The 23,005-nt window shown below is 62.3% G+C and carries 20 protein-coding genes; 15 read left to right on the forward strand and 5 right to left on the reverse strand.

Features of this window, described 5'->3' with window-relative positions; genetic code table 11:
* Positions 1-13 precede the first annotated feature (13 nt).
* The 3 genes from icd (at position 14) to clpA (ending at position 4,189) form a co-directional block, all read left to right on the forward strand.
* Positions 14-1,267: an NADP-dependent isocitrate dehydrogenase gene (gene icd, locus AC097R_RS11120; RefSeq protein ID WP_479598181.1), complete on the forward strand. Its 1,254-nt coding sequence runs from the start codon at positions 14-16 to the stop codon at positions 1,265-1,267.
* A 163-nt stretch (positions 1,268-1,430) separates the two neighbouring features.
* Complete coding sequence (gene clpS, locus AC097R_RS11125) at positions 1,431-1,787, forward strand: ATP-dependent Clp protease adapter ClpS (protein ID WP_479598182.1); 357 nt, start codon at positions 1,431-1,433, stop codon at positions 1,785-1,787.
* Between the two features lie 80 nt (positions 1,788-1,867).
* Positions 1,868-4,189: an ATP-dependent Clp protease ATP-binding subunit ClpA gene (gene clpA / locus AC097R_RS11130; protein ID WP_479598183.1), complete on the forward strand. Its 2,322-nt coding sequence runs from the start codon at positions 1,868-1,870 to the stop codon at positions 4,187-4,189.
* A 20-nt stretch (positions 4,190-4,209) separates the two neighbouring features.
* Here clpA and AC097R_RS11135 read toward each other — a convergent pair whose 3' ends face one another.
* Positions 4,210-4,698, reverse strand: a complete 489-nt coding sequence (locus AC097R_RS11135) for a DUF1499 domain-containing protein (protein ID WP_479598184.1) — start codon at positions 4,696-4,698, stop codon at positions 4,210-4,212.
* 235 nt (positions 4,699-4,933) lie between these two features.
* Here AC097R_RS11135 and AC097R_RS11140 point away from each other — a divergent pair, with 235 nt between their 5' ends.
* Positions 4,934-5,830, forward strand: coding sequence for a patatin-like phospholipase family protein (locus AC097R_RS11140; protein WP_479598185.1), 897 nt, complete (start codon positions 4,934-4,936; stop codon positions 5,828-5,830).
* A 43-nt stretch (positions 5,831-5,873) separates the two neighbouring features.
* Positions 5,874-6,056: a hypothetical protein gene (locus AC097R_RS11145; RefSeq protein ID WP_479598186.1), complete on the forward strand. Its 183-nt coding sequence runs from the start codon at positions 5,874-5,876 to the stop codon at positions 6,054-6,056.
* Between the two features lie 200 nt (positions 6,057-6,256).
* Here the strand turns inward: AC097R_RS11145 and AC097R_RS11150 are convergent, their stop codons facing one another.
* Positions 6,257-6,799, reverse strand: coding sequence for a phasin family protein (locus AC097R_RS11150; RefSeq protein WP_310338651.1), 543 nt, complete (start codon positions 6,797-6,799; stop codon positions 6,257-6,259).
* Positions 6,800-7,039: 240 nt separating this feature from the next.
* Between AC097R_RS11150 and AC097R_RS11155 the strand changes: the two genes are divergently transcribed.
* The 7 genes from AC097R_RS11155 (at position 7,040) to AC097R_RS11185 (ending at position 16,135) form a co-directional block, all read left to right on the forward strand.
* Entirely contained in the window at positions 7,040-7,483 is a 444-nt protein-coding gene (locus AC097R_RS11155) for an acyl-CoA thioesterase (protein WP_479598187.1), read from the forward strand.
* Complete coding sequence (locus AC097R_RS11160; protein WP_479598188.1) at positions 7,480-8,175, forward strand: nitroreductase; 696 nt, start codon at positions 7,480-7,482, stop codon at positions 8,173-8,175. The genes AC097R_RS11155 and AC097R_RS11160 overlap by 4 nt, the downstream gene beginning before the upstream one ends.
* 108 nt (positions 8,176-8,283) lie before the next feature.
* Positions 8,284-9,492: a nicotinate phosphoribosyltransferase gene (gene pncB / locus AC097R_RS11165; RefSeq protein ID WP_479598189.1), complete on the forward strand. Its 1,209-nt coding sequence runs from the start codon at positions 8,284-8,286 to the stop codon at positions 9,490-9,492.
* A gap of 45 nt (positions 9,493-9,537) precedes the next feature.
* Positions 9,538-10,530, forward strand: coding sequence for a 2-hydroxyacid dehydrogenase (locus AC097R_RS11170; protein WP_479598190.1), 993 nt, complete (start codon positions 9,538-9,540; stop codon positions 10,528-10,530).
* Positions 10,527-13,448, forward strand: a complete 2,922-nt coding sequence (locus tag AC097R_RS11175) for a PAS domain-containing hybrid sensor histidine kinase/response regulator (RefSeq protein ID WP_479598191.1) — start codon at positions 10,527-10,529, stop codon at positions 13,446-13,448. Before AC097R_RS11170 ends, AC097R_RS11175 begins: the two co-directional genes overlap by 4 nt.
* 156 nt (positions 13,449-13,604) lie before the next feature.
* Entirely contained in the window at positions 13,605-14,921 is a 1,317-nt protein-coding gene (locus AC097R_RS11180) for a DNA recombination protein RmuC (protein WP_479599536.1), read from the forward strand.
* Complete coding sequence (locus tag AC097R_RS11185; protein ID WP_479598192.1) at positions 14,918-16,135, forward strand: MFS transporter; 1,218 nt, start codon at positions 14,918-14,920, stop codon at positions 16,133-16,135. Before AC097R_RS11180 ends, AC097R_RS11185 begins: the two co-directional genes overlap by 4 nt.
* 30 nt (positions 16,136-16,165) lie before the next feature.
* On the opposite strand, the gene AC097R_RS11190 is transcribed toward AC097R_RS11185, so the two are convergent.
* On the reverse strand, positions 16,166-17,035 hold the full coding sequence (locus tag AC097R_RS11190; protein WP_479598193.1) for an LOG family protein: 870 nt from the start codon (positions 17,033-17,035) through the stop codon (positions 16,166-16,168).
* 74 nt (positions 17,036-17,109) lie between these two features.
* Here AC097R_RS11190 and AC097R_RS11195 point away from each other — a divergent pair, with 74 nt between their 5' ends.
* Positions 17,110-18,297, forward strand: coding sequence for an HPP family protein (locus AC097R_RS11195; protein WP_479598194.1), 1,188 nt, complete (start codon positions 17,110-17,112; stop codon positions 18,295-18,297).
* 60 nt (positions 18,298-18,357) lie between these two features.
* Here the strand turns inward: AC097R_RS11195 and efp are convergent, their stop codons facing one another.
* Both efp and earP read right to left on the reverse strand, forming a co-directional pair.
* Positions 18,358-18,912 (reverse strand): elongation factor P, encoded by a 555-nt coding sequence (gene efp / locus AC097R_RS11200; RefSeq protein ID WP_105260659.1) that lies wholly within the window; start codon positions 18,910-18,912, stop codon positions 18,358-18,360.
* Between the two features lie 106 nt (positions 18,913-19,018).
* Positions 19,019-20,158, reverse strand: a complete 1,140-nt coding sequence (gene earP, locus AC097R_RS11205; protein WP_479598195.1) for an elongation factor P maturation arginine rhamnosyltransferase EarP — start codon at positions 20,156-20,158, stop codon at positions 19,019-19,021.
* A 57-nt stretch (positions 20,159-20,215) separates the two neighbouring features.
* Here earP and uvrC point away from each other — a divergent pair, with 57 nt between their 5' ends.
* Together uvrC and pgsA are read left to right on the forward strand one after the other, a co-directional pair.
* The gene (gene uvrC, locus AC097R_RS11210; protein WP_479598196.1) at positions 20,216-22,204 is read left to right on the forward strand and encodes an excinuclease ABC subunit UvrC; all 1,989 of its coding nucleotides are present in this window, start codon (positions 20,216-20,218) and stop codon (positions 22,202-22,204) included.
* Positions 22,205-22,222: 18 nt separating this feature from the next.
* On the forward strand, positions 22,223-22,798 hold the full coding sequence (gene pgsA, locus AC097R_RS11215; RefSeq protein ID WP_479598197.1) for a CDP-diacylglycerol--glycerol-3-phosphate 3-phosphatidyltransferase: 576 nt from the start codon (positions 22,223-22,225) through the stop codon (positions 22,796-22,798).
* Positions 22,799-23,005 lie beyond the last annotated feature (207 nt).

Below are 23,005 nucleotides of genomic sequence, written 5' to 3' on the forward strand. Positions count from 1 at the left end.
AACACGGAGTTCTATGTACCAGCACATTAAGGTGCCCGCCGAAGGCCAAAAAATAACTGTCAATGCCGACATGACACTGAATGTGCCAGATCAACCCATCATTCCTTTTATTGAAGGTGACGGTACCGGCGTGGACATCACGCCGGTGATGCTCAAGGTGGTGGATGCGGCTGTGGCCAAGGCCTATGGCGGCAAACGCAAGATTCAGTGGATGGAGGTCTATGCAGGTGAAAAATCCACAAAAATTTACGGCCCCGATGTGTGGTTGCCCCAGGAAACGCTGGATGTGGTGCGCGAATATGTGGTGTCCATCAAGGGCCCATTGACCACTCCGGTGGGTGGTGGTATCCGCTCACTCAACGTGGCGCTGCGCCAGGAGTTGGACCTGTATGTTTGCCTGCGCCCCATTCAATACTTCAAGGGCGTTCCCAGTCCGCTGAAGGAGCCCGAGAGGACCAATATGGTCATCTTCCGCGAAAACTCGGAAGACATCTATGCGGGCATCGAGTTCGAGGCTGAGTCTGACAAGGCTAAAAAGCTGATCAAGTTCCTGCAGGACGAATTCGGCGTCAAGAAAATTCGCTTCCCCAATACCTCGGGCATTGGCATCAAACCCGTGTCGCGCGAGGGAACCGAGCGTCTGGTGCGCAAGGCCATCCAGTACGCCATTGACAACGACAAGCCCAATGTGACGATTGTTCACAAGGGCAACATCATGAAGTTCACCGAAGGTGGTTTCCGTGATTGGGCCTACGCGCTGGCGCAAAAAGAGTTTGGTGCTGAACTGATCGATGGCGGCCCTTGGTGCAAGTTCAAGAGCCCGAAGACGGGCAAAGACATCACCATCAAGGACAGCATCGCAGACGCCTTCTTGCAGCAAATTCTGCTGCGTCCTGCCGAGTACAGCGTGGTGGCCACGCTCAACCTGAATGGCGACTACATCTCCGACGCGCTGGCCGCGCAGGTGGGTGGCATCGGTATCGCACCGGGTGCCAATCTGTCTGACACCGTGGCCATGTTCGAAGCCACGCATGGCACGGCACCCAAATACGCGGGCAAAGACTATGTCAACCCTGGTTCCGAGATTCTGTCTGCCGAAATGATGTTGCGCCACATGGGCTGGAAAGAGGCGGCGGACCTGATCATTAGTTCTATTGAGAAATCCATTGCCAGCAAAAAAGTGACGTACGACTTTGCACGTCTGATGGACGGTGCTAACCAAGTGAGTTGCTCCGGCTTCGGGCAGGTCATGATCGACAATATGTGACTGAACGCCGTGCCGCCCCTGTGCAGCGCGGTCGAATCCCGTAAAACCGCTGCGGTGCCTTGGCCTCGCAGCGGTTTTTTCTTCTGCTGCTTGAAATCGGCGTAACCGCCTCCAAGTCATCTTCAACGAGCAAGGCGGTCTGGTGCTCTATAGAATCTTTTGCATGGCTACCAACAACCCTCCCAAACCGGTTACTTCACCCCCATCTACCGGAGACGGCGCAGGCTCCGTGGTTTTGGAGCGGTTGACACAGCGTGTGCAGCCGCCTTCGATGTACCAGGTGGTCATGCTCAACGACGACTACACCCCCATGGAGTTTGTGGTGGTGGTCCTCCAGGAGTTTTTCAGCAAGGATTTGGAGGCAGCGACGCAAATCATGCTGAAGATCCACCTCGACGGTCGTGGAGTTTGCGGGGTGTATTCCAAAGATATTGCCGCCACCAAGGTCGATCAGGTGCTGGAAGCGGCACACAAGGCAGGACATCCCCTCCAATGTGTGTGCGAGCCAGTCGATTTGTAGGGTATTAATCTTTTAAGACCAAACGTCGGCCCAAAACGGATTACAGTTATTCAACACAGCAAGGCGAAAAAGGAATTCACATGATTGCCCAAGAATTGGAAGTCAGCCTGCACATGGCGTTTGTGGAAGCGCGGCAGCAACGGCATGAGTTCATCACCGTGGAGCACTTGCTGCTGGCTCTGCTGGACAACCCCAGCGCCGCCGAAGTATTGCGCGCCTGCGCGGCCAACATCGATGACCTGCGCAAATCGCTCAGCAACTTCATCAAGGACAACACGCCCCAGGTGGCGGGTACCGACGAGGTAGATACGCAGCCCACGCTGGGTTTTCAGCGCGTGATCCAGCGCGCCATCATGCATGTGCAATCCACCGGCAGTGGTAAAAAAGAAGTGACCGGCGCCAATGTGCTGGTCGCCATCTTTGGCGAAAAAGATTCGCACGCGGTGTACTACCTCCACCAGCAGGGCGTGACCCGCCTCGACGTGGTGAACTTCATTGCGCACGGCATCAAGAAGAGCGATCCTCCTGAAGCTACCAAGTCCAGTGAAAACCCCGCCGAAGCGGAAGAGGGGGGCTCCGAGAAGAGCGAGAAGGCCTCTCCGCTGGAGCAGTACACCCAAAACCTGAACCAGCTCGCCAAGGAAGGCAAGATCGATCCGCTGATCGGCCGCGAGTACGAAGTGGAGCGTGTGATTCAGATCCTGTGCCGCCGCCGCAAGAACAACCCGCTGTTGGTGGGTGAGGCCGGTGTGGGCAAGACGGCCATCGCTGAGGGCTTGGCATGGCGCATTTCGCAGAATGATGTGCCTGAAATTTTGGCCGATTCAGTGGTCTATTCCCTGGACATGGGCGCGCTGCTGGCCGGTACCAAGTACCGGGGCGATTTTGAACAACGTCTGAAGGGCGTTCTCAAGGCGCTGAAGGACCGACCCAATGCAGTGCTGTTCATTGATGAAATTCACACGCTGATTGGCGCGGGTGCAGCCTCGGGCGGCACATTGGACGCGTCCAATCTGCTCAAGCCCAGCCTGAGCTCGGGTCAGCTCAAGTGCATTGGTGCAACCACCTTCACGGAGTACCGCGGCATTTTCGAGAAAGACGCCGCACTCTCTCGCCGCTTCCAAAAAGTGGATGTGGTGGAACCCACCATCGACCAGACCGTGGAAATTCTCAAAGGCTTGAAGTCGCGCTTTGAAGAGCACCACAATGTGAAGTACGCCGTGGCCGCCCTGCAAGCCGCCGCGGAGTTGAGTGCCAAGTACATCAACGACCGCCATTTGCCGGACAAAGCCATTGATGTGATCGATGAGGCCGGTGCGGCACAGCGCATTCTGGCACCCAGCAAACGCAAGAAGACCATCACTAAGACCGAGGTGGAAGACATCGTGGCAAAGATTGCGCGTATTCCCCCGGCCAATGTGTCGAACGATGACCGCGGCAAGCTAAAAACGCTGGAGCGCGATCTCAAGAGCGTGGTCTTCGGCCAGGACAAGGCGCTGGACATATTGGCCTCAGCGGTCAAGATGGCACGCTCTGGCTTGGGCAAGGGCGACAAGCCGATTGGCTCCTTCTTGTTCAGCGGCCCCACAGGCGTTGGCAAGACCGAGGCCGCCAAGCAGCTGGCCTACATCATGGGCATCGAGTTGATTCGCTTTGACATGAGCGAGTACATGGAACGCCATGCGGTAAGCCGCCTGATTGGTGCGCCTCCGGGCTATGTTGGGTTTGACCAAGGTGGCCTGCTCACGGAAGCGGTAACCAAGAAGCCCCATGCCGTCCTGCTGTTGGACGAAATTGAAAAAGCCCACCCGGACATTTTCAATGTGCTGCTGCAGGTCATGGACCATGGCTCGCTGACGGACAACAACGGCCGCAAGGCAGACTTCCGCAACATCATCGTCATCATGACGACGAATGCGGGCGCCGAGACCATGAACAAGGCGACCATTGGCTTCACCAACCCGCGTGAGGCGGGCGATGAAATGATGGACATCAAGCGACTGTTTACACCGGAGTTCCGCAACCGTTTGGACGCCATCGTCGGCTTCAAGGCGCTGGACGAAGTGGTGATCCTGCGCGTGGTGGACAAGTTCTTGCTGCAGCTGGAAACCCAGTTGGCCGAGAAAAAGGTCGATGTGACCTTCACCGACAAGCTGCGCAAGCACTTGGCCAAGAAGGGTTTCGATCCGCTCATGGGTGCACGCCCCATGCAGCGGCTGATCCAGGACACGATTCGCCGGGCACTGGCCGACGAGTTGCTGTTTGGGCGCCTGGTGGACGGCGGTCGCTTGACGGTGGATATCGACGACCAGGAAGACGGCAAGGCCGAGGTCACGCTGGATATCCAGCCACTGCCGAAGAAAGAGGGAAAGTCCAAGCCCGAGGAAGCGACTGCAGGCTAAGCCCTGCAGCGCATTCGGTCTCAGTTCTGCATGAACTGGGACCGAATGGCTTCTACCCGGTTGCGGTTAACGCCCCAATCACCGCGTCCAATGCGGCTTGCGGAACGCACATGAATCACCTTCGCGGTGTCGTCTAGCCAAAACTCCACGTCGTCAGTAAAGCGCAGCCAGCGGGTGCTGCTTTGTGCATACAGATATTGGTCTGTGGCGGTAAGCACCACGGTACCGGTCGTATTTTTCAGAATGCCGGTGAGTTTTGCCATGGCCACCGGGCCGTCACCCTGGTACGCCAATGGCGCAATGCTGGCGTAGCCAAGCTGCGGATGATCGGGGTACAGGCTGGCTTGGCTGCTGACACTGTTAGGCGCCAAAGATGGAGGCTTGAGCCGGCCGGCTTTCACGCCAAGATCTGTCGGTGCAGTGCCCGCCAGGAACCCCAACTGTCCCACCACCAACAGCAGCACAGCCAAGACAGAGAGGGCAATCACAAACAGGCGCAGGGTTTTCATGGCCCCATCCTAGTATTTGGAAGGCACGCAGTCCATCGGTTTTTCCTTGCCACAGTCGACCGGGCCCGACCCGCCAGATAATGTCGGCTGGCGACGCACCACCATCCGCTTTCAGGCGGGCGAGAATTTCGGCCCCATCCGGGTGCCCTTGGTTTAAGCGCAAGTCATTTTTAACGAAACAGGGGCATTCATAGTGAAGTGGGACAGTGTTCGGGGTTGGTTGGCCGTTGCAGGCATGGGGTTGTTGTTGGCGGGATGTGCTTCCGCACCTTTGGTGGAGAAGAGTCCGGTGCCCGTGGTCATCGTGCCTCCGGTGGGGGACTTGCCACTCCTGGTGGTGCCGCCCAAGTTGCCACCGCGGATTGGCCTCGCCTTGGGCGGTGGTGCGGCCCGCGGCTTTGCCCATGTGGGGGTGATTCAGGTGCTGGAAGAAAACGGCATTCGCCCCGTGCTCGTCACCGGCACATCCGCCGGCAGCCTGGTGGCGGCTATCTATGCCAGTGGCAAGACCGGTGCCCAGCTGCAGCGTGTGGCGGAAACTATGGAGGAGGCCGCAATCACCGATTGGACCTTGCCCATTTTCAGCCGCGGCATGCTGCGCGGTGAGGCGCTGGCCCGGTATGTGAACAGCCAAGTGGGTTCGCGTCTGATTGAGGATTTGCCCATGCCGCTGGGTATTGTGGCCACCGACCTCAACACCGGCAAAGACATGGTGTTTCAACGTGGCGACACGGGCACGGCCGTGCGTGCTTCCAGCGCCGTTCCTGCCGTGTTCCAGCCGGTGCGGATTTCGGGGCACGACTATGTGGACGGTGGGCTGGTGTCGCCAGTGCCCGTGCGGGCGGCGCGGAAAATGGGCGCAGAGCTAGTGATCGCGGTGGATATTTCCAGCATGCCCGAGGGCAGCCTCACGGGAGGGACGCTGGAAATCCTGCTTCAGACCTTTTCCATCATGGGCAAGAGCATCAACAACTTTGAATTGCGCGACGCCGACATCGTGGTGCGCCCAGCGCTCATGGGCGTCAGCAGTGCCGACTTTAGTGCTCGCAAACGCTCGATCGAGGCGGGGCGCCAGGCCATGTTGCGACTGATACCGGATCTGAAGGCGGCGATTGCGGCGCGTATGCGCTGAGCTGTTCCTCAGTCTTGGAACCTACTCAACCGAAGGAGTGCTTATGTCCACAGTCCTGACCATCGTTTTGTTGCTTTTCGCCGCCGCGCTTGGCGGCTTGGTGTGGTGGCGGCTGTTCAACACCCCCGACGGAGAGCGTTATTTAAAGATGCGCACCCAAGGCCCGTTTGCCCCCATTCATTCGGATGATGCCGATCCAGTGCAGGTCGGCGATAAGGCAAATTGATCGGCCAAAAAAAAGGCCCCGTTTTGCAACGAGGCCTTGAAGGGATCCCTGAACCTGAAGGTTTCGAAAGGACCCGAGGAGACAACCGGGGGAAACAAAAATAAAGCTTTGTTTCCGTTGACTGAATTATCTCAGGGTTTTCCCTTGGTAGCTAGGGAAAAGGCTCAAATTTTTGAAAAATCTTTAAGCCCTTGCCTGAATTAACGCTTTTTGGCAGCGGCCTTGGTGGCGTTGGTCGCGGTGGCGGCCACAGCGTTGAAGTTGGCTTCGGCCACATCAGTCGCTTGCTTCACAGCCTTTTGCACGGATTCCAGAGCGTTGTTGGCAGCAGCCACCGAGCTCTTCAAGATCGCCACAGCGGCTTCGGAACCAGCGGGTGCGTTCTTGGCAGCGCTGTCGACCAGGCCGGCAAATTTCTTTTGGGCTTCAGCCGCTTGGCCTTCCACAGTCTTGGTCAGCTCGGCGCTGGCGCCGGAAGCGATGTCGTACAGGTGGCGGCTGTAAGCAGCAGTCTTTTCAGCCAAAGGCTGCAGCAGGCCGGATTGCAGGGCCAGCAGTTCTTGGGCGTCTTTCACGCTCAGGATGGACTGGGTGTGACCAGCGACTTCAGACAGGGCTGCCTTGGAAGCGGTCAGGTTCAGTTCAACGATTTTTTCCACGCCTTCGAAGGCCTTGTTGGTCAAGCCAAACAGGGTTTCGATGTTGGCTTTGTGGGATGCGATTACTTGTTCGACGGTCAGCATGTTCATTCTCCAGTAGTTAAGATGAAATTCACTATCTGCTCCGTAACCTGGCCCTGAGGCTTGTTTATGTTGCAGTGCAGCATGGGTTGAATTGTAGCGATGCTGCGGTGCAATGCAAGTATTATTTGTTGCGGTGCAACAATTTAGATGCAAAGGCCTAGAACCCCGGCAATTCACATCCGTGTCACGCCGCTGTGCCAGCCTGCCAAGCCGTGGCCATGGCACTGGCAAAATGGAACCATGGACAATGCCGCCCCCGCCAAACCCCACCCCGAACCGCGCAGCGCCTACAAGGCCTTTCGACCCATTGCCACCCGCTGGTCCGACAACGATGTGTACGGCCATGTGAACAACGTTGTGTACTACAGCTGGTTCGACACCGCGGTGAACGCCTACCTGATAGAGCAAGGTGTGCTCGATATCCACGCGGGCAGCACCATTGGCTTGGTGGTGGAGACGCAGTGCAACTACTTTGCTTCGCTGGCATTTCCGCAGACCGTACACGCGGGTATCCGCGTGGCCAAGCTGGGCACGTCCAGCGTGCGCTACGAGGTGGGCATTTTTGGCGACGGCGAGCTGACCGCGGCCAAGGGCCACTTTATCCATGTGTATGTAGACCAGGTGACCCGCAAGCCGGTGGCGCTGCCGGCCGACCTCAAAAAAGTACTGGAGACTCTTGTATGACCGCTTCCGTGGTGGACCACGCCATTACCTCGCGCATGTCGGCGCGGGCCTTCACTCCCCAGACCGTGGCACGCGCGGACATCGAGGCCATTCTGGAAGTGGCCAGCCGCGCACCCAGTGGAACCAACTGCCAGCCCTGGAAGGTGTACGTGCTGCAAGGCGCCAGCCGCGACAGCCTGGTGGAGCAGGTATGCACGGCACACGACGCCATCCGCGCGAACCCCGCGCTGGCGGCCGAATACCAGGAGGCCTACGACTATTACCCCGCGCAGTGGGTCAGCCCCTATATCGATCGCCGCCGCGAAAACGGCTGGGGCTTGTACGGCCTATTGGGCATTGGCAAGGCCGACAAGGACAAGATGCACGCCCAGCACCAGCGCAACTTCCGCTTCTTTGACGCGCCTGTGGGCCTGATGTTCACGGTGGACAAGGTCATGGGCCGCGGCTCGCTGGTGGACTATGGCGCGTTTTTGCAGAGCATCATGGTGGCCGCGCGCGGGCGTGGGCTGCACACCTGCCCGCAAGCCGCGTGGAATGGCTTTGCCAAGATCATCCTGCCGCACATTGGTGCGGGTGAGGGCGAAATGCTGGTCTGCGGCATGTCGCTGGGCCATGCCGACCCACAGGCGCCGGTGAACGAATTCCATACGCCCCGCGTGCCGGTGGCCGATTTCACGCGCTGGCTGGACTGAAGGCGCTGAATTTGTAAGAAAATGGGCTCTAGCCCCCGGGGACGCTGCGCAAGCAGCTACTAAAAGAATAGCAATCCATCGGCCCACTCATGGGCCTTCTGTCACACCATGATCATCACCAGCCTTCTGGACACGGACCTCTACAAGTTCACCATGATGCAGGTGGTGCTGCACCAATTCCCCGGTGCGCAGGTGGAGTACCGCTTCAAATGTCGCAACCCCGGCGTCAACTTGGCGGCGCACGCCGCAGAGATTCGGGAGGAAATCCGCTCGCTGTGCGGGCTGCATTTCCAGGACAGCGAGCTGGCCTACCTGCGCTCGATGCGCTTTATCAAAAGCGACTTTGTGGATTTTCTGGGCTTGTTCAAGCTCAACGAAAAGTACATCACCGTCACCCCGCTGCCCACGGGCGAGCTGGAGATCGTGATTGAAGGCCCCTGGCTGCACACCATCCTGTTCGAGATCCCGGTGTTGGCCATCGTCAACGAGGTGTACTTCCGCAACACCCAGCAGGTGCCTGATTTTGTAGAGGGGCGCAAGCGGCTGGACACCAAGATTGCCGAGCTGCACGCCGATGGCTTGGCCGAACTGAAGATTGCCGACTACGGCACACGCCGCCGCTTCTCGCGCGCCTGGCATGACGAGGTGTTGCGCGTGCTGACCGCCAAGCTGGGTACCTTGCAAAGCCCGGGCCAGGCCAAAGGCCAGCCGGGGCAATTGGCGGGCACCAGCAATGTGTTGCTCGCCATGAAGCTGGGGCTGATTCCGTTGGGCACCATGGCGCACGAGTATCTGCAGGCTTCACAGGCGCTGGGTCCACGGCTGCGCGACAGCCAGATTTTTTCGTTCGAATCGTGGGCGCGCGAGTACCGCGGCGACCTGGGCATTGCGCTCAGCGACGTGTATGGCATGGACGCCTTTCTGCGCGACTTTGACATGTACTTCTGCAAGCTGTTTGACGGCGCCCGCCACGACAGCGGCGATCCGTTCAGCTGGGGCGAGCGCATGCTGGAGCACTACAGTCGCAACCGTGTAGACCCGCGCACCAAGACACTCATCTTCAGCGACGGCCTGACTGTGCCGCGCACCATTGCGCTGTACCAGCAGTTTCGTGGCCGTTGCCAACTGGCGTTTGGCATCGGCACCAACCTGACGAATGACCTGGGTTACGAGCCTTTGCAAATTGTGATCAAGATGGTGCGCTGCAACGGCCAGCCGGTGGCCAAGCTGTCGGATACTCCTTCCAAGAACATGTGTGATGATGAAAAGTACCTGGCCTACCTGCGCCAGGTGTTCCAAATCGCCACGCCCGCCTGAGCGACTCCGCTGTCCCTGCCTGCTGTCACAACCCTTCGTACTGCCATGACCTTGCCCCGCATCCTCGTCACCCGCGCCATTTATCCCGATGTGCTGGCGCACCTGACCCAGCATTTCGAGGTCGAGTCCAACCAGGCCGACGAGGCGTGGAGTCCCCAGCAGCTCGTCGACAAACTGCAAGGCAAGGCAGGCGTGCTGACCACCGGCGGTGAGCGCATTGACGCGGCGTTGTTGGCGGCCTGCCCAGGCCTGAAGATCTGCGCCAACATGGCGGTGGGCTTCAACAACTTCGACGTGCCCGCCATGACGGCTGCTGGCGTGCAGGGCACCAACGCCCCCGACGTGCTGACCGAGACCACAGCCGACTTTGGCTTTGCGCTGCTGATGGCCACGGCCCGCCGACTGACGGAGAGCGAACACTATCTGCGCGCAGGCCAGTGGAAGCGCTGGCGCTACGACATGTTTTGCGGCACCGACATCCACGGCTCCACCCTGGGCATCATCGGTATGGGCCGCATTGGCCAGGCCATTGCGCGTCGCGGTGCGCTGGGCTTTGGCATGCAGGTGATTTACCACAACCGCAGCCGCCTGGACGCGGCCACCGAGGCCGCCTGCGGTGCCCGCTACGTGGACAAAGACACACTGCTGCAGACGGCCGACCACGTGCTGCTGGTGGTGCCGTACTCGGCCGCTTCGCACCACACCATCGGTGCGGCCGAACTGGCCCGCATGAAGCCCACGGCCACGCTCATCAATATTGCGCGCGGCGGTATCGTGGACGACGCCGCGCTGGCCGTGGCCCTGCGTGAGCGGCGCATCGCCGCGGCGGGGCTGGACGTGTTTGAGGGCGAGCCCAGCGTGCACCCCGACCTGCTCACCGTGCCGAATGTGGTGCTGACCCCGCACATCGCCAGTGCCACCGAGCGCACGCGCCGCGCCATGGCCAAGCTGGCGGCGGACAACCTTGTGGCCTTTCTGCTACAGGGCAAGCCGCTCACGCCGGTGAATGCCTTGCCCAGCGCGGTGGCTGCACCATGAGCAAGTGGCGCGCCCTCTGGCTGGAGGAGCCCGGCACGGCTGCAGTAGCCCCTGACGCGCAGGGCATGGCCGGCATAGGTGCCGTGGCGCGTGGCTTCAACGCCACCATCTTCCTGACCTGTGGGTTGGTGGTGGTGGTGGCCTATGTGCTGGGCCTGTTCTCGGATGCGCCCAACCTGGTCACCATGGCGGTGCTGGTGACTATGGCCGCGCTGGTGCAGGTGTTCCTGGTGCGCGGCTGGGTGCGATCCAGCTCGGTGGTGGTGCTGTTGCTGTTGTTCACCGGGGTGTTTTCTTCCATGGTGCGCTTTGGCACCATCAACATTGCCCAGGCCGCGCTGGCTGGCATTCCGCTGATTTACTGCGTGGTGATTTTGGGCGAGCGCGCGGGGCTGGCGCTGCTGCTGCTGTCGGCGGCGGGCAGTGGCTGGATCACCTGGGCGCAGGTGCATGGCACGCTCAAGCCTTCGGCCCCCACCATTCCTGCGGCGCAGTGGGTCATCCTGTCGATGGGCTTTGTGGTGGCCTACCGCATGGCGGTGCTGATCAAGCGGCATTTGCTGGACACCTCGCAGCGCGTCAATGCGGCGCAGAAGATGTTGCTCGACGAGCGCGAAGCCAGCAACGCGCGCGTGCTCAAGGCCCTGTCGGAGCTGGAGCGCCAGCGCTTTGTGATCGACCAGCACGCCATCGTCAGCATCATGGACCTGAACGGTCTGCTGACCTACGGCAACCAGAAGTTCGTGGAAGTTACCGGCTATGTGCCACAAGAGTTTTTGGGCAAGCACTACCGAATGATGGATTCGGGCCAGCATGGCGAGCGCTTTTTTGCCGACCTGATCCACACCATTTCGCAGGGCAAGGTGTGGCGTTCGGAGCTGTGCAACCGTGCCAAGGACGGCACGTTGTACTGGCTGGACACCACGGTGGCCGCCTTCATGAACAGCGACGGCACGCCACGCGAGTACATCACCGTGAGCACCGACATCACCCAGCTGCGCCAGGCCGAGCAGTCGGCCCACGCCGCCAGCCGGGCCAAGTCCGAGTTTTTGGCGAATATGAGCCACGAAATCCGCACGCCCATGAACGGCGTGGTCGGCATGGTGGACATCTTGCGTGCCACCGAGCTCACGCGCGAACAGCGCCGCATGGTCAGCACCATCCACGACTCGTCCATCGCGCTGCTGCAGATCCTCAACGACATTCTGGATTTTTCCAAGATCGAGGCCGACAAGCTGGAGGTCGAAGCCATGCCCACCCACCTGCGAGAGCTGGTGGAGGGGGTGGCCCAACTGATGGTGACCATCTCGGCCGGCAAAGACATTGACCTGTCGGTGCTGGTGGACCCCGACCTGCCCGAATGGGTGTGGGTAGACCCCACGCGCATGCGCCAGGTGCTCTACAACCTGTTGGGCAATGCGCTCAAGTTCACCCCCGGGCGGCCCGAGCGGCGTGGCAATGTGCGGCTGTATGTGCGCGCGGCGCAGCAGACGCAGGGGCCGTCCACGCTGGAATTCAGCGTGATGGACAACGGTATTGGCATGGGCCCCGAGCTGGTGGATCGCCTGTTCGAGGCCTTTACCCAGGCCGATGTGGGCACGGCGCGCCAGTACGGTGGTACGGGCCTGGGGCTGTCCATCAGTCGCCGCCTGGTGGAGATGATGCACGGCCGCATTCTGGTGCACAGCACGCTGGGCGAGGGCTCGATCTTCACCATCCTGCTCCCGCTGTACGTGGCCACGCCCGAGACCGCCACCCCGCGCAGCCTGAGCCTGGCCGGCGTGCAGGTGATGCTGGTGACCGACGACAACGACTGCGCCCAAGTGCTGCCCGGCCATTTGCGCGCAGCGGGCGCCATGGTGCAGACGGCGCTAAGCCCGCAGCAGGCGCAGGGCTGGCAGGCCACGGCGGTGGGGCCGGCGGTGCTGGTGCTGGATGTGGATACGCCCTGGGACGAATCGACCGATCTGTGGAGCCAAAGCACCACCGGGCGCGGCGTGGTGCGCCTGGTGCGGCAAAACCAGAGCAGCGTGCCGGGTCGCTCGGTCACGGTGTGCGCGCGGCCGCTGCAGGTCAACGAACTGGTGCGGGGCGTGGCCCTGGCCTGTGGCCGCCTGAGCGTGCCCGCCATGCTGCCCAGCCATCAGCTGACCGAGAGCGTGGCCTTGGTCGTGCCCTCGGTGCAAGAGGCGCGCGAGGCCGGGCGGCTGATCCTGCTGGTGGAGGACAACGAAACCAACCGCGATGTGATGCTGGAGCAACTGCGCATCCTGGGCTACGCGGCTGAGTGCGCGCCCGATGGCGCCACCGCACTGAAGATGTGGGTGGTGGGCCGCTACGGCCTGATGCTGACCGACTGCCACATGCCGCAGATGGACGGCTTTGCGCTGACCGAGGCGATCCGCCAGGCCGAAGACCCGCACGAACACATGCCCATCGTGGCCGTGACGGCCAACGCCATGGACGGCGAGCTGCAGCACTGCCTGGAACGCGGCATGGACGACTACCTGACCAAGCCCCTGCGCCTGAGCGAGCTGGGCGCGATGCTGCTCAAGTGGCTGCCGCGTGATACGGCGCCCGGGGAGGCGCTGCCCATGTGGGACGGTCTGGCCCTGAGTCGCATGGTGGGGGAGAACCCGACTATGCACCGCCGCTTGCTGGACCGCTACATCACCACCACCACCGAGCAGATGGCCGAACTGGATGTACTGCGTGCGGCGGGTGACCTCAAGGGCCTGGGCGCACTGGGGCACAAGCTCAAGTCGTCCTCACGCACCGTGGGGGCCATGCAGCTGGGCGCGCTGTGCCAGGCGCTGGAGTCGCTGGCGCGCGAAGGGCAGGGCGCTCAGGCGCTGGAGCAAGTGGCGGCCATCCAGCAGGCCTTTGCCGAGGTGGAGCCGCTGCTGCAAGGCAACTAGGGCGCTATCGAATCAGGAGCTGCTGGCGCATATTCCACGGGGGCTAGCGCCCTGTTTGATCTATATTTGAGTGAGAGTGAGGGCGGGATGCAAGGGCTGGAGTGGGTGTTGGTGGCGCTGGCGGTGCTGCAACTGGGGTTGTTGGCCTTTGGCCTGATGCAGCGCGGGCGGCCTGTGCCGCCCACGGCGCAGCAAGAGGCGCAGCGCCAGGAGTTACTGACGCTGGTGAAGGCCAGCAGCGAGCGGCTGGAGCGCGAATTGCGCCGCGAGGTGACCGAGTCTGCCCGCGACGGCCGCCAGGAGCTGTCGCACAACCTGGCCCTGTTTCAGAAGGCGCTGGTGGAACAAAGCGGCGAGGCCACGCGCACCCAAAACACCCAGATCGACGCCTTTGGCCAGCAGTTGGCCCTGCTGCAAAAAACGCTGTCTGACACTTTGACGAACCAGCTCTCCAACCTGAGCGAATCCAACGCACGGCGCATGAACGAGGTGCGTGAGACGCTGGAGAAACAACTCGCGCAGCTGCAAACCACCAACGCCGCCAAGCTCGACGAGATGCGCGCCACCGTGGACGAGAAGCTGCAAACTACGCTGCAGGCGCGCCTGGGCGAAAGCTTCAAACAGGTGGCGGAGCGGCTGGAACAGGTGCACAAGGGCCTGGGCGAAATGCAGACGCTGGCACAGGGCGTGGGCGATCTCAAGCACCTGCTGACCAATGTGAAAACCCGCGGCATCTTTGGCGAGGCCCAGCTGGCCAGCCTGCTGGAGCAGGTGTTTGTGCCCGACCAGTACGCGGTGCAGGTGGCTACGCGCCCGGGCAGCAAAAACGTGGTCGACTTCGCCATCAAGCTGCCGGGCCGTTCCGACAACGGCGAGCCACTGTGGCTGCCCATCGACGCGAAGTTTCCCAACGAAGACTACGAGCGCCTGCTCGATGCCCAGGGCCGGGCCGATGTGCTGGGTGCCGAGGTAGCCGGCAAGGCGCTGGAGATGCGCATTCGGTTGGAGGCCAAGTCGATTGCCGACAAGTACGTGGAGCCGCCCTACACCACCGACTTCGCCATTCTGTTTTTGCCCACCGAAGGCCTGTACGCCGAAGTGCTGCGCCGCCCTGGCCTGATGGAAAGCCTGCAGCGCGACTACCGCATCACACTGGCCGGCCCCACCACGCTGCTGTCCATGCTCAGTTCGCTGCAGATGGGCTTTCGCACGCTGGCGCTGGAGAAGCGCTCCAGCGAGGTCTGGCAGGTGCTGGGCGCGGTCAAGACCGAGTTCGGCAAGTTTGGCGATGTGCTGGCCAAGGTCAAGGCGCAAACCCAGACCGTGCTCAACACGCTGGACAACGCCGAAACGCGCAGCCGCGCCATGGGCCGGGCCCTGAAGAAGGTAGACGCCTTGCCCGAATCGCAGGCGCAAGCGCTGCTGCCCGCGGACCGCGACTTTGACCGCGACGCGGACACCAGCAACCTATGACCCCTGCCGAGGCAGACGCTAGCGAACCTGGCGGCGGCGAGCGCGTCTGGGGCCTGCTGCGCCTGGTGGCAGGCCAGGTGTGCCTGCACGCCAGCATGGCCGGCATGCGCATGGCCGCGCCGCTGTGGGCGCTGCAGCAGGGCTATGGCGCGCTGGCGGTGGGCTTTCTGCTGGCCCTGTTCTCATTGACCCAGGTGTTTCTGGCGCTGCCGGCGGGGCGCTATGCAGACCGGCATGGCCTGCGCCGGCCCGTGGCGCTGGGCATCGTGGTGGCTATGACAGGGGCTGCGCTGGCGGCGCTATTTCCACAATTTTCCGTGCTGTGCTTCAGCGCGTTGTGCATGGGCGGTGCCACGGGCACGGCCAACATTGCGCTGCAACGCCATGTGGGCCGCGCAGCACGCGGGGCGGAAGACCTGCGCCGTGTGTTCAGCTGGCTGTCCATCGGGCCGGCGGTATCCAACTTTCTGGGGCCAGTGTGCGTGGGCCTGTTGATTGACCACGCGGGCGTGTGGATGGGCGGGCAGGCGGCCGACCACAACGGGTTTGTCGCGGCCTTTGCGCTCACGGCGCTCGTGCCAGCCTTGGCCTGGCTGTGCGTGCGCCACACGCCCGAGCTGCCACCGACGCAGGTGGCCGATGGCGCGCACCCCAGCGTGTGGCCACTGCTGCGCGAGCCGCTGATGCGCCGTCTGTTGCTGGTGAACTGGTTGTTGTCCAGCTGCTGGGATGTACACACCTTTGTCGTGCCGGTGATTGGCCACGAGCGCGGCTTCAGTGCCTCGGTCATTGGCACCATCCTTGGTGCCTTTGCGGTAGCCGCTGCGTCGGTGCGGGTGTTGTTACCCCTGGTTGCCGCGCACCTGCGCGAGTGGGCGGTGGTAACCGGGGCGATGGTCGTCACAGCCCTGCTGTTTGGTGCCTACCCCTTCATGCCCACGGCTTGGGCCATGGGCCTGTGCTCGGTGCTGCTGGGGCTGGCGCTGGGCACGGTGCAGCCCATGATCATGAGCACGTTGCACCAGATCACGCCGCACGCACTGCATGGCCAGGCCATTGCGCTGCGGCTCATGAGCCTGAACCTCTCCAGTGTGCTCATGCCCATGCTGTTTGGCACGGCGGGCGTGGTGGTGGGCGTGTCGGTGGTGTTCTGGACCGTGGGCACCTTGGTGGGCCTGGGCGCCCACGCGGCCTGGAAACTGCGGCCTGCCTGAGCCGCACAGCACCCCGGCCCGCGCCGCGCGCTACAGCGGCAGGTCGTAGAAAGTGCGGATGATTTCCCAGGCTTCCTGCGGGTCGTCGGTGTAGTGGAACAGGTTCAGGTCTTCGGGCGAGACCGCGCCTTCCTCCACCAGCACATCCATGTTGATCAGCTTCTTCCAATACTCCGTGCCAAACAGCACGATGGGCACAGGCTTGGCCTTTTTGGTTTGCACCAGGGTGATGACTTCAAACAGCTCGTCCAGCGTGCCAAAGCCGCCTGGGAAGGCCACCAGCGCCTTGGCGCGCATCATGAAATGCATCTTGCGCGTGGCGAAGTAGTGGAACTTGAAGCTCAGTGACGGTGTGACGTACGGGTTGGCCTTTTGCTCGTGGGGCAGGGCGATGTTCAGGCCCGGCGTGAGTGCGCCCATTTCAAACGCGCCCCGGTTGGCCGCTTCCATGATGCCGGGGCCGCCGCCGGTGCAAATGAACAGGCGGTCCTTCAGCGGCTTGCGTGCGCTGTAGCCGGCCACCAGGCGGGCAAACAGGCGGGCGTTGTCGTAGTGCTTGGCATTGCGCACATGGCGCTCGGCCAGTGCCAGTTGCTTGGCATCGCCGCTGGCCTTGGCAGCCTTCAGTGCGGCGCTGGCATCTTCGGGGGAGGGAAAGCGGGCACTGCCAAACACCACCACGGTGTTCTCCACACCCTGCGCGGCCTGGTCCAGATCGGGCTTGAGCATTTCCAACTGGATGCGCATGCCACGGGTCTCGCGGCGCAGCAGAAACTCGGGGTCGGCAAACGCCAGTCGGTAGGCATCGGCCTCCAGCATATTGCCCAGGTCGGCGTGGGCTTGCAGGTCAGCCCAGGCGTTGGCCAGGCGGGCTTCGTTGAGGTTTTGGGTATTTTCCATGGGCGCATTGTCGTCCCATTTCAAGGCGGTTTGGCGCGCTGATAATTTGCATCTCCTCTTGTGCCCGCCACCCCATGCCGCCAGAACCTGTGAATCCCACTTCGCTACCGAATGAAGCCCCGGCCTGGGGCGAGCGTCTGCAGCATTGGCTGCAGGCCTTCTGGCCCGCGCCTGTGATGATTGACGCGCGTGAACGCTGGCGCTCGGTGCTGGGCGCACTGGTGGGTGTGGGGCTCACCGCGTGGCTCAGCCACTGGCTGCTGGGCACGCATCCCGGCAGTATCTGGATGTTGGCGCCCATGGGGGCCAGTGCGGTGCTGGTGTTCGGTGTGCCCGCCAGTCCGCTGGCGCAGCCCTGGGCCGTGCTGGGCGGCAACGGTGTTTCGGCGCTGGTGGGTGTGGCCTGCGCGCGCTGGATCGACAACCCGGTACTGGCAGCGTCTGTGGCCGTGCCGCTGGCCATCCTTGTCATGCTGCGGCTGCGTTGCTTGCACCCCCCAGGCGGGGCCATGGCCTTGTCGGCGGTGCTGAGCCATTGGGTAGGGCTGGACATCGCCTGGGTACCGCTGGCGGTGAATGGCGGTCTGATGGTTGCCGCCGGCGTGGCCTACAACAGCCTCACCGGCCGCCCCTATCCCCATGTGCAGCGGCGTGCGGTGGGGCCGGTGGTCAGTGCGCAGGGGCGGTTTACGCCCGGTGACCTGGACGCTGCGCTGACCCACTACAACCAGATTCTGGATGTGAGCCGCGACGACCTGGAGAACCTGCTGCAGCACGCCGAGATGGCCGCCTACCGCCGCAACCTGGGGGCCCTGCTGTGCGCGGATGTGATGTCCCAAAGCCCGGTGGCGGTGCAGTTTGGCACGCCGTTGCACGAGGCCTGGGCGCTGCTTCAGCAGCATGGTGTGAAGGCTTTGCCGGTGGTAGACCGGGTGCGGCGTATTGTGGGCATCGTCACCGTGGCCGACTTTATGCGCCATGCGGGGCTGGCGCAAGCAGACGGGCTGGGTCAGCGCCTGCGGGACTTTATCCGCCCCTCTGGCAAGGTGAGTGCCGACAAGCCCGAGGCCGTGGGCCAGATCATGACGCGCCAGGTGCGCGTGGCCAGCGCGCACCGCCCGCTGATGGAACTGGTGCCTCTGTTCTCTGAAGGCGGCCACCACCACATTCCTATCATCGACACTGAATCGCGGCTGGTCGGCATCATCACCCAGTCGGACCTGGTGCGGGCCCTGTACCGCGCGGTGCGGGTAGATGGCTAAGGCTGCGTTGGCGGCAATAAAAAAGGCTCCCGAAGGAGCCTTTTTTATTCGCGGCGTGGGTTAGACGCGTTTACGGTATTCGCCGGTGCGGGTGTCGATTTCGACCTTGTCGCCTTGGGCCACAAAGATTGGCACACCGATTTCGAAACCGGTGGCGATCTTGGCAGGCTTCAGAACCTTGCCCGATGTGTCGCCCTTGACGGCGGGCTCGGTCCAGGTGATTTCGCGTTCCACGCTGGTGGGCAGTTCCACCGAGATGGCCTTGCCTTCGTAGAACACCACTTCGGCCGTCATACCGTCTTCGAGGTAGTTCAGCGAGTCGCCCATGTTTTCGGATTCGACTTCGTACTGGTTGTAGTCCGCGTCCATCCAGACATACAGGGGGTCGGCGAAGTAGGAGTAGGTGCAATCCTTCTTGTCCAGAATGATCTGGTCAATCTTGTCGTCGGCCTTGAACACGACTTCGGTACCGAAGTTGGCGATCAGGCTCTTGAGCTTCATGCGCACGGTGGCAGAGTTGCGGCCGCCGCGGCTGTATTCGGTTTTCAGGACGACCATGGGGTCTTTGCCGTGCATGATCACATTGCCGGCGCGGATTTCTTGAGCGATTTTCATAGGGTTGCAGGAACGAATGTCGCGTGGTGCGACTGTAGGCCGCAGTCTGCGGCGGGGCATGACTTGCCCCAAAACTCAGGCGGCAAATTCAGCTAAGCCTCGGATTTTATCTTTTTTTCTGCACGAAATTGGTGAGCTGGCTGGTCAGGTCGTCCATTTGCAGCAGGCGGTGGCGCCAATCGTGTGCAGCAGCCGACCATTCCGCCAGGGGCAAGGTGCCCCAATCCAGCGTGGGCTGGTTGGACCCTGCCATGCCATTCAAGTCGTTCCAAGCCAGCTGTGCCGCGCGCAGCGAGGCGGGGGCCTGCATCTGGTCCAGCAGCGCGTTCAGCTTGTCGGCATGCGCCCCATCGTCCTGCGGGTAGATCTGCCAGAGCCAGGGCCTGCCGGCCCAGATGGCGCGCACCAAGGAGTCTTCCCCGCGCACCAAGTTCAGGTCGCAGGCCCACAGCAGCTCGTCAAATTCGGGTTGGGTTGACGGCTCCAGCCAGTGCAGGGCGAGTGCGCCCGCGCCGGTGGTGGGCAGATCCATCTGCGCCAACATGGTTTGCACCGCACGGTGGGCCCGGCCCGGCGTGACTAGCAGCAGCGTGGGCGTGGCCCCGTTTACCAGACCTTGCAGCAGCGCCGCCAGTGCAGGCGGGTCGTAGCAAAACAGCGATACCAGGCGCTGGCCCTGCCACGCAATGCCGCGCTGCGCCAACCAAGCCTGGCGTGCGTTGTCGTCAAACGCGGCCTGTCGTGCCAGATAGTCCGCTTCGCGCAGCAGGCCGCCGGTGCGTTCCGTGAAGCCGGGGTAATAGAAATGCTTGGTCCAGCCCTGGGCGGGGCCCTGCATCACGGGTGAGGGCAGGGCGTGGCAGCGCTCTACATAGGCCTCGGCTGACAGGTACTCCAGGTTGATCCACACCGGAGGTTTATGGCGTATTTGGCCGTTAGCCCCCGTATCCATTGTGCGAGCAGCTATGAATTCAGGAGCAATCTCGCAACCAAAACCTTCAATCCACACGTCTGCGGGCGGCAACTGCTGCAGCATGGCCGGGTTCTGCGCATCCGCCCAGTCGCGCACCTGCACGCCGGGCCAGCGGCCTTCTGCCGCACCTGGCGCCATCCAGGCCAGGGCGCTGGCGTCGTCCACCCACAGGCGCACCGCGTGGCCACGGCGGACCAGGTCCGCACACAGGCGCCAACACACGCCGATGTCGCCAAAGTTGTCGATGACCTTGCAGAAAATATCCCATTGCATGGCGGCTATTGTCCATGCGGTGCCAGCGTGCTCAAGGAGCAAGCACAATAGCGTCCCATGTCTGAAGCACCCTCCGCAGAAACCCATTCCGACGCGCTGTTGCGCGAGGTGGCGGCCTTGCCGTCGCTGCCTGGGGTGTACCGCTACTTTGATGCGGACAACCAGCTGCTGTACGTGGGCAAGGCGATCAGCCTGAAGAAGCGGGTCAGCAGCTATTTCCAGAAGGACCACGGCGGCACGCGCATCGGCCACATGGTCAGCAAGATTGTGCGCATGGAGACCACGGTGGTGCGCTCCGAGGCCGAGGCCCTGCTGCTGGAAAACAACCTCATCAAGACCCTGAACCCGAAATACAACATCCTGTTTCGGGACGACAAGAGCTACCCCTACCTGAAGATGACCGGCACGCCGCCGGTGCCGAAAAATCTGGCGCCGTCCGATGCATCGGGCAAGCCGCGCCCCCCGCAGCCGGTGGAGTTTGCCCGCGTGTCTTACTACCGCGGTGGCGTGGAAAAAAAACACCGCTACTTCGGGCCCTACCCCAGTGCCTGGGCGGTGAAAGAAGCCATTCTGCTGATGCAAAAGGTGTTTCGCCTGCGCACCTGCGAAGACTCGGTGTTCAGCAACCGCACGCGGCCCTGCCTGCTGTACCAAATCAAGCGTTGTTCTGCGCCCTGCGTGGGCCATATCAACCCGGCCGACTATGCGGAGGACGTGGCGAATGCCGAGCGTTTCTTGCGCGGCGAGGCGCAGGATGTGATGCGCGGCCTGGAGGCCCGCATGATGGCCCACGCCGACAAGCTGGAGTTCGAACAGGCTGCCGAGCTGCGCAACCAGGTGGCGGCATTGTCGAACGTGCTGCACCAGCAGTCGGTCGACAACGTGTCGGACCGCGACGTGGACATCCTGGCGGTGAAGGTGCAGGGCGGACGGGCCTGTGTGAACCTGGCCATGGTGCGCGGTGGTCGCCATCTGGGCGACCGGCCTTATTTCCCGGTGCATGTGGAAGACGCCACGGTCATGGGCGAGGCGGTCGATGACAGTGAGGTAAAGAAGTCGGTCGAGGCCCAGGTGCTGGAGGCTTTTCTGTCGCAGCACTATATCGACGTGCCCATGCCCGGCGCCCTGGTGGTCAGCGAGCCCGTGAGCAAGGGGTTGCTGCAGGCACTGTCTGAGCAAACCGGTATCAAGGTTACCGCCGTGCACCAGCCACGTGAACAGCGTCGCGCCTGGCTGGATATGGCACAAACCAATGCTGCGCTGCAGCTGGCCCGCCTACTGGCCGAAGAAGGCTCGCAGCAGGCGCGTACGCGCGCGCTGGCCGACGCACTGGACCTGGCGCTGGACGATCTGGACGCGCTGCGGATCGAATGCTTTGACATCTCGCACACCGCGGGGGAGGCCACGCAGGCGTCGTGCGTGGTGTTCCAGCACCACAAGATGCAGAACAGCGAATACCGCCGCTTCAATATTGAAGGCATCACCGGGGGTGACGACTATGCGGCCATGCGCCAGGTGCTGACGCGCCGCTACAGCAAACTGGCCGAGGCGTTGCGCGAAGCCAAACACCAGGGCACCACGCCCAGCGGCACGGCACGCCTGCCCGATCTGGTGTTGGTGGACGGCGGCAAGGGCCAGGTGGCCATGGCGCGTGAGGTGTTTGAGAGCCTGGGGCTGGACCTGTCGCTCATCGTGGGTGTGGAGAAGGGTGAGGGCCGTAAGGTGGGGCTGGAGGAGCTGGTGTTTGCCGATGGCCGCGAGAAGGTGTACCTGGGCGCGGATTCCGCCGCGCTCATGCTGGTGGCGCAGATTCGCGACGAGGCGCACCGCTTTGCCATCACCGGCATGCGCGCCGCGCGCGCCAAGGTGCGCACCGGCGGCGGCAAGCTCGAAGAAATTCCGGGCATCGGCCCCAAGCGCCGCGCCAAACTCTTGCAGCGTTTTGGCGGTGTGCGTGGCGTGGCGCTGGCCAGTGCACAAGACATTGCCACGGTGGACGGAATATCGCGCGAACTGGCCGATGAAATCTACCGTGCACTGCACTAGCCGTGCCACAATCCCGCCATGTTTATGACCATCCCCACCCTCATGACCTGGACGCGAATTTTCGCGATTCCCCTCATCGTGGGCGTCTTCTACCTGCCCGACACCATGGCGTCGGCGTACGAGCGAAACCTGGTGGCCACCATCATGTTTGTGGTGTTCGCGGCAACGGACTGGCTGGATGGCTACCTGGCCCGCAAGCTCAACCAGACCTCATCGTTCGGTGCCTTCCTGGACCCTGTGGCCGATAAATTTTTGGTGTGTGCCTGTGTGCTGGTGCTGGTGCACCTGCAGCGCGCCGATGTGTTCGTGGCCCTCATCATCATTGGCCGCGAGATCGCCATCTCCGCCTTGCGCGAGTGGATGGCGCAGATTGGTGCATCCCGCAGCGTGGCCGTGCACATGATTGGCAAGGTCAAGACCGTGGTGCAAATGGTGGCCATTCCCTTCCTGCTGTTCGACGGTTTGCTATTTGGAATCATCAACACCCACCTCTGGGGTGTGTGGCTGATTTGGGCTGCGGCCGTGCTCACCGTGTGGTCCATGGTGTACTACTTGCAGAAGGCCTTGCCGGAGATTCGGGCTCGTACCAAGTAGCCTTACGCCGAGCTTGCGCCCCGAAGCGGTGCGCTGTATTCAGCACATCCTGTTGCATTTGCGACAGTACAGCCCTGCAGAAAAAACTTCCCGCCGCCGGGCGGTTTTCCAAAAATTTGCGTCTAGAATTCGCCTCCGCGCTGTCGCAATGTTGCACGGCATATTGACACGGTATTAGCCCGTGGCTTTAATGCAATGCAGCGGTCA

The organism is Rhodoferax sp. ZS1R25, assembly GCF_056521335.1.

Coding starts and splice junctions, on each gene's coding strand:
- pgsA (WP_479598197.1), top strand. CDS start 22,223: ATGTTTATGACCATCCCCACCCTCATGACCTGGACGCGAATTTTCGCG.
- AC097R_RS11150 (WP_310338651.1), bottom strand. CDS start 6,799: ATGCTGACCGTCGAACAAGTAATCGCATCCCACAAAGCCAACATCGAA.
- earP (WP_479598195.1), bottom strand. CDS start 20,158: ATGCAATGGGATATTTTCTGCAAGGTCATCGACAACTTTGGCGACATC.
- pncB (WP_479598189.1), top strand. CDS start 8,284: ATGATCATCACCAGCCTTCTGGACACGGACCTCTACAAGTTCACCATG.
- AC097R_RS11170 (WP_479598190.1), top strand. CDS start 9,538: ATGACCTTGCCCCGCATCCTCGTCACCCGCGCCATTTATCCCGATGTG.
- clpS (WP_479598182.1), top strand. CDS start 1,431: ATGGCTACCAACAACCCTCCCAAACCGGTTACTTCACCCCCATCTACC.
- AC097R_RS11180 (WP_479599536.1), top strand. CDS start 13,605: ATGCAGCGCGGGCGGCCTGTGCCGCCCACGGCGCAGCAAGAGGCGCAG.
- AC097R_RS11190 (WP_479598193.1), bottom strand. CDS start 17,035: ATGGAAAATACCCAAAACCTCAACGAAGCCCGCCTGGCCAACGCCTGG.
- AC097R_RS11145 (WP_479598186.1), top strand. CDS start 5,874: ATGTCCACAGTCCTGACCATCGTTTTGTTGCTTTTCGCCGCCGCGCTT.
- AC097R_RS11155 (WP_479598187.1), top strand. CDS start 7,040: ATGGACAATGCCGCCCCCGCCAAACCCCACCCCGAACCGCGCAGCGCC.
- AC097R_RS11160 (WP_479598188.1), top strand. CDS start 7,480: ATGACCGCTTCCGTGGTGGACCACGCCATTACCTCGCGCATGTCGGCG.
- AC097R_RS11140 (WP_479598185.1), top strand. CDS start 4,934: ATGGGGTTGTTGTTGGCGGGATGTGCTTCCGCACCTTTGGTGGAGAAG.
- AC097R_RS11135 (WP_479598184.1), bottom strand. CDS start 4,698: ATGAAAACCCTGCGCCTGTTTGTGATTGCCCTCTCTGTCTTGGCTGTG.
- icd (WP_479598181.1), top strand. CDS start 14: ATGTACCAGCACATTAAGGTGCCCGCCGAAGGCCAAAAAATAACTGTC.
- AC097R_RS11185 (WP_479598192.1), top strand. CDS start 14,918: ATGACCCCTGCCGAGGCAGACGCTAGCGAACCTGGCGGCGGCGAGCGC.
- uvrC (WP_479598196.1), top strand. CDS start 20,216: ATGTCTGAAGCACCCTCCGCAGAAACCCATTCCGACGCGCTGTTGCGC.
- AC097R_RS11175 (WP_479598191.1), top strand. CDS start 10,527: ATGAGCAAGTGGCGCGCCCTCTGGCTGGAGGAGCCCGGCACGGCTGCA.
- efp (WP_105260659.1), bottom strand. CDS start 18,912: ATGAAAATCGCTCAAGAAATCCGCGCCGGCAATGTGATCATGCACGGC.
- clpA (WP_479598183.1), top strand. CDS start 1,868: ATGATTGCCCAAGAATTGGAAGTCAGCCTGCACATGGCGTTTGTGGAA.
- AC097R_RS11195 (WP_479598194.1), top strand. CDS start 17,110: ATGCCGCCAGAACCTGTGAATCCCACTTCGCTACCGAATGAAGCCCCG.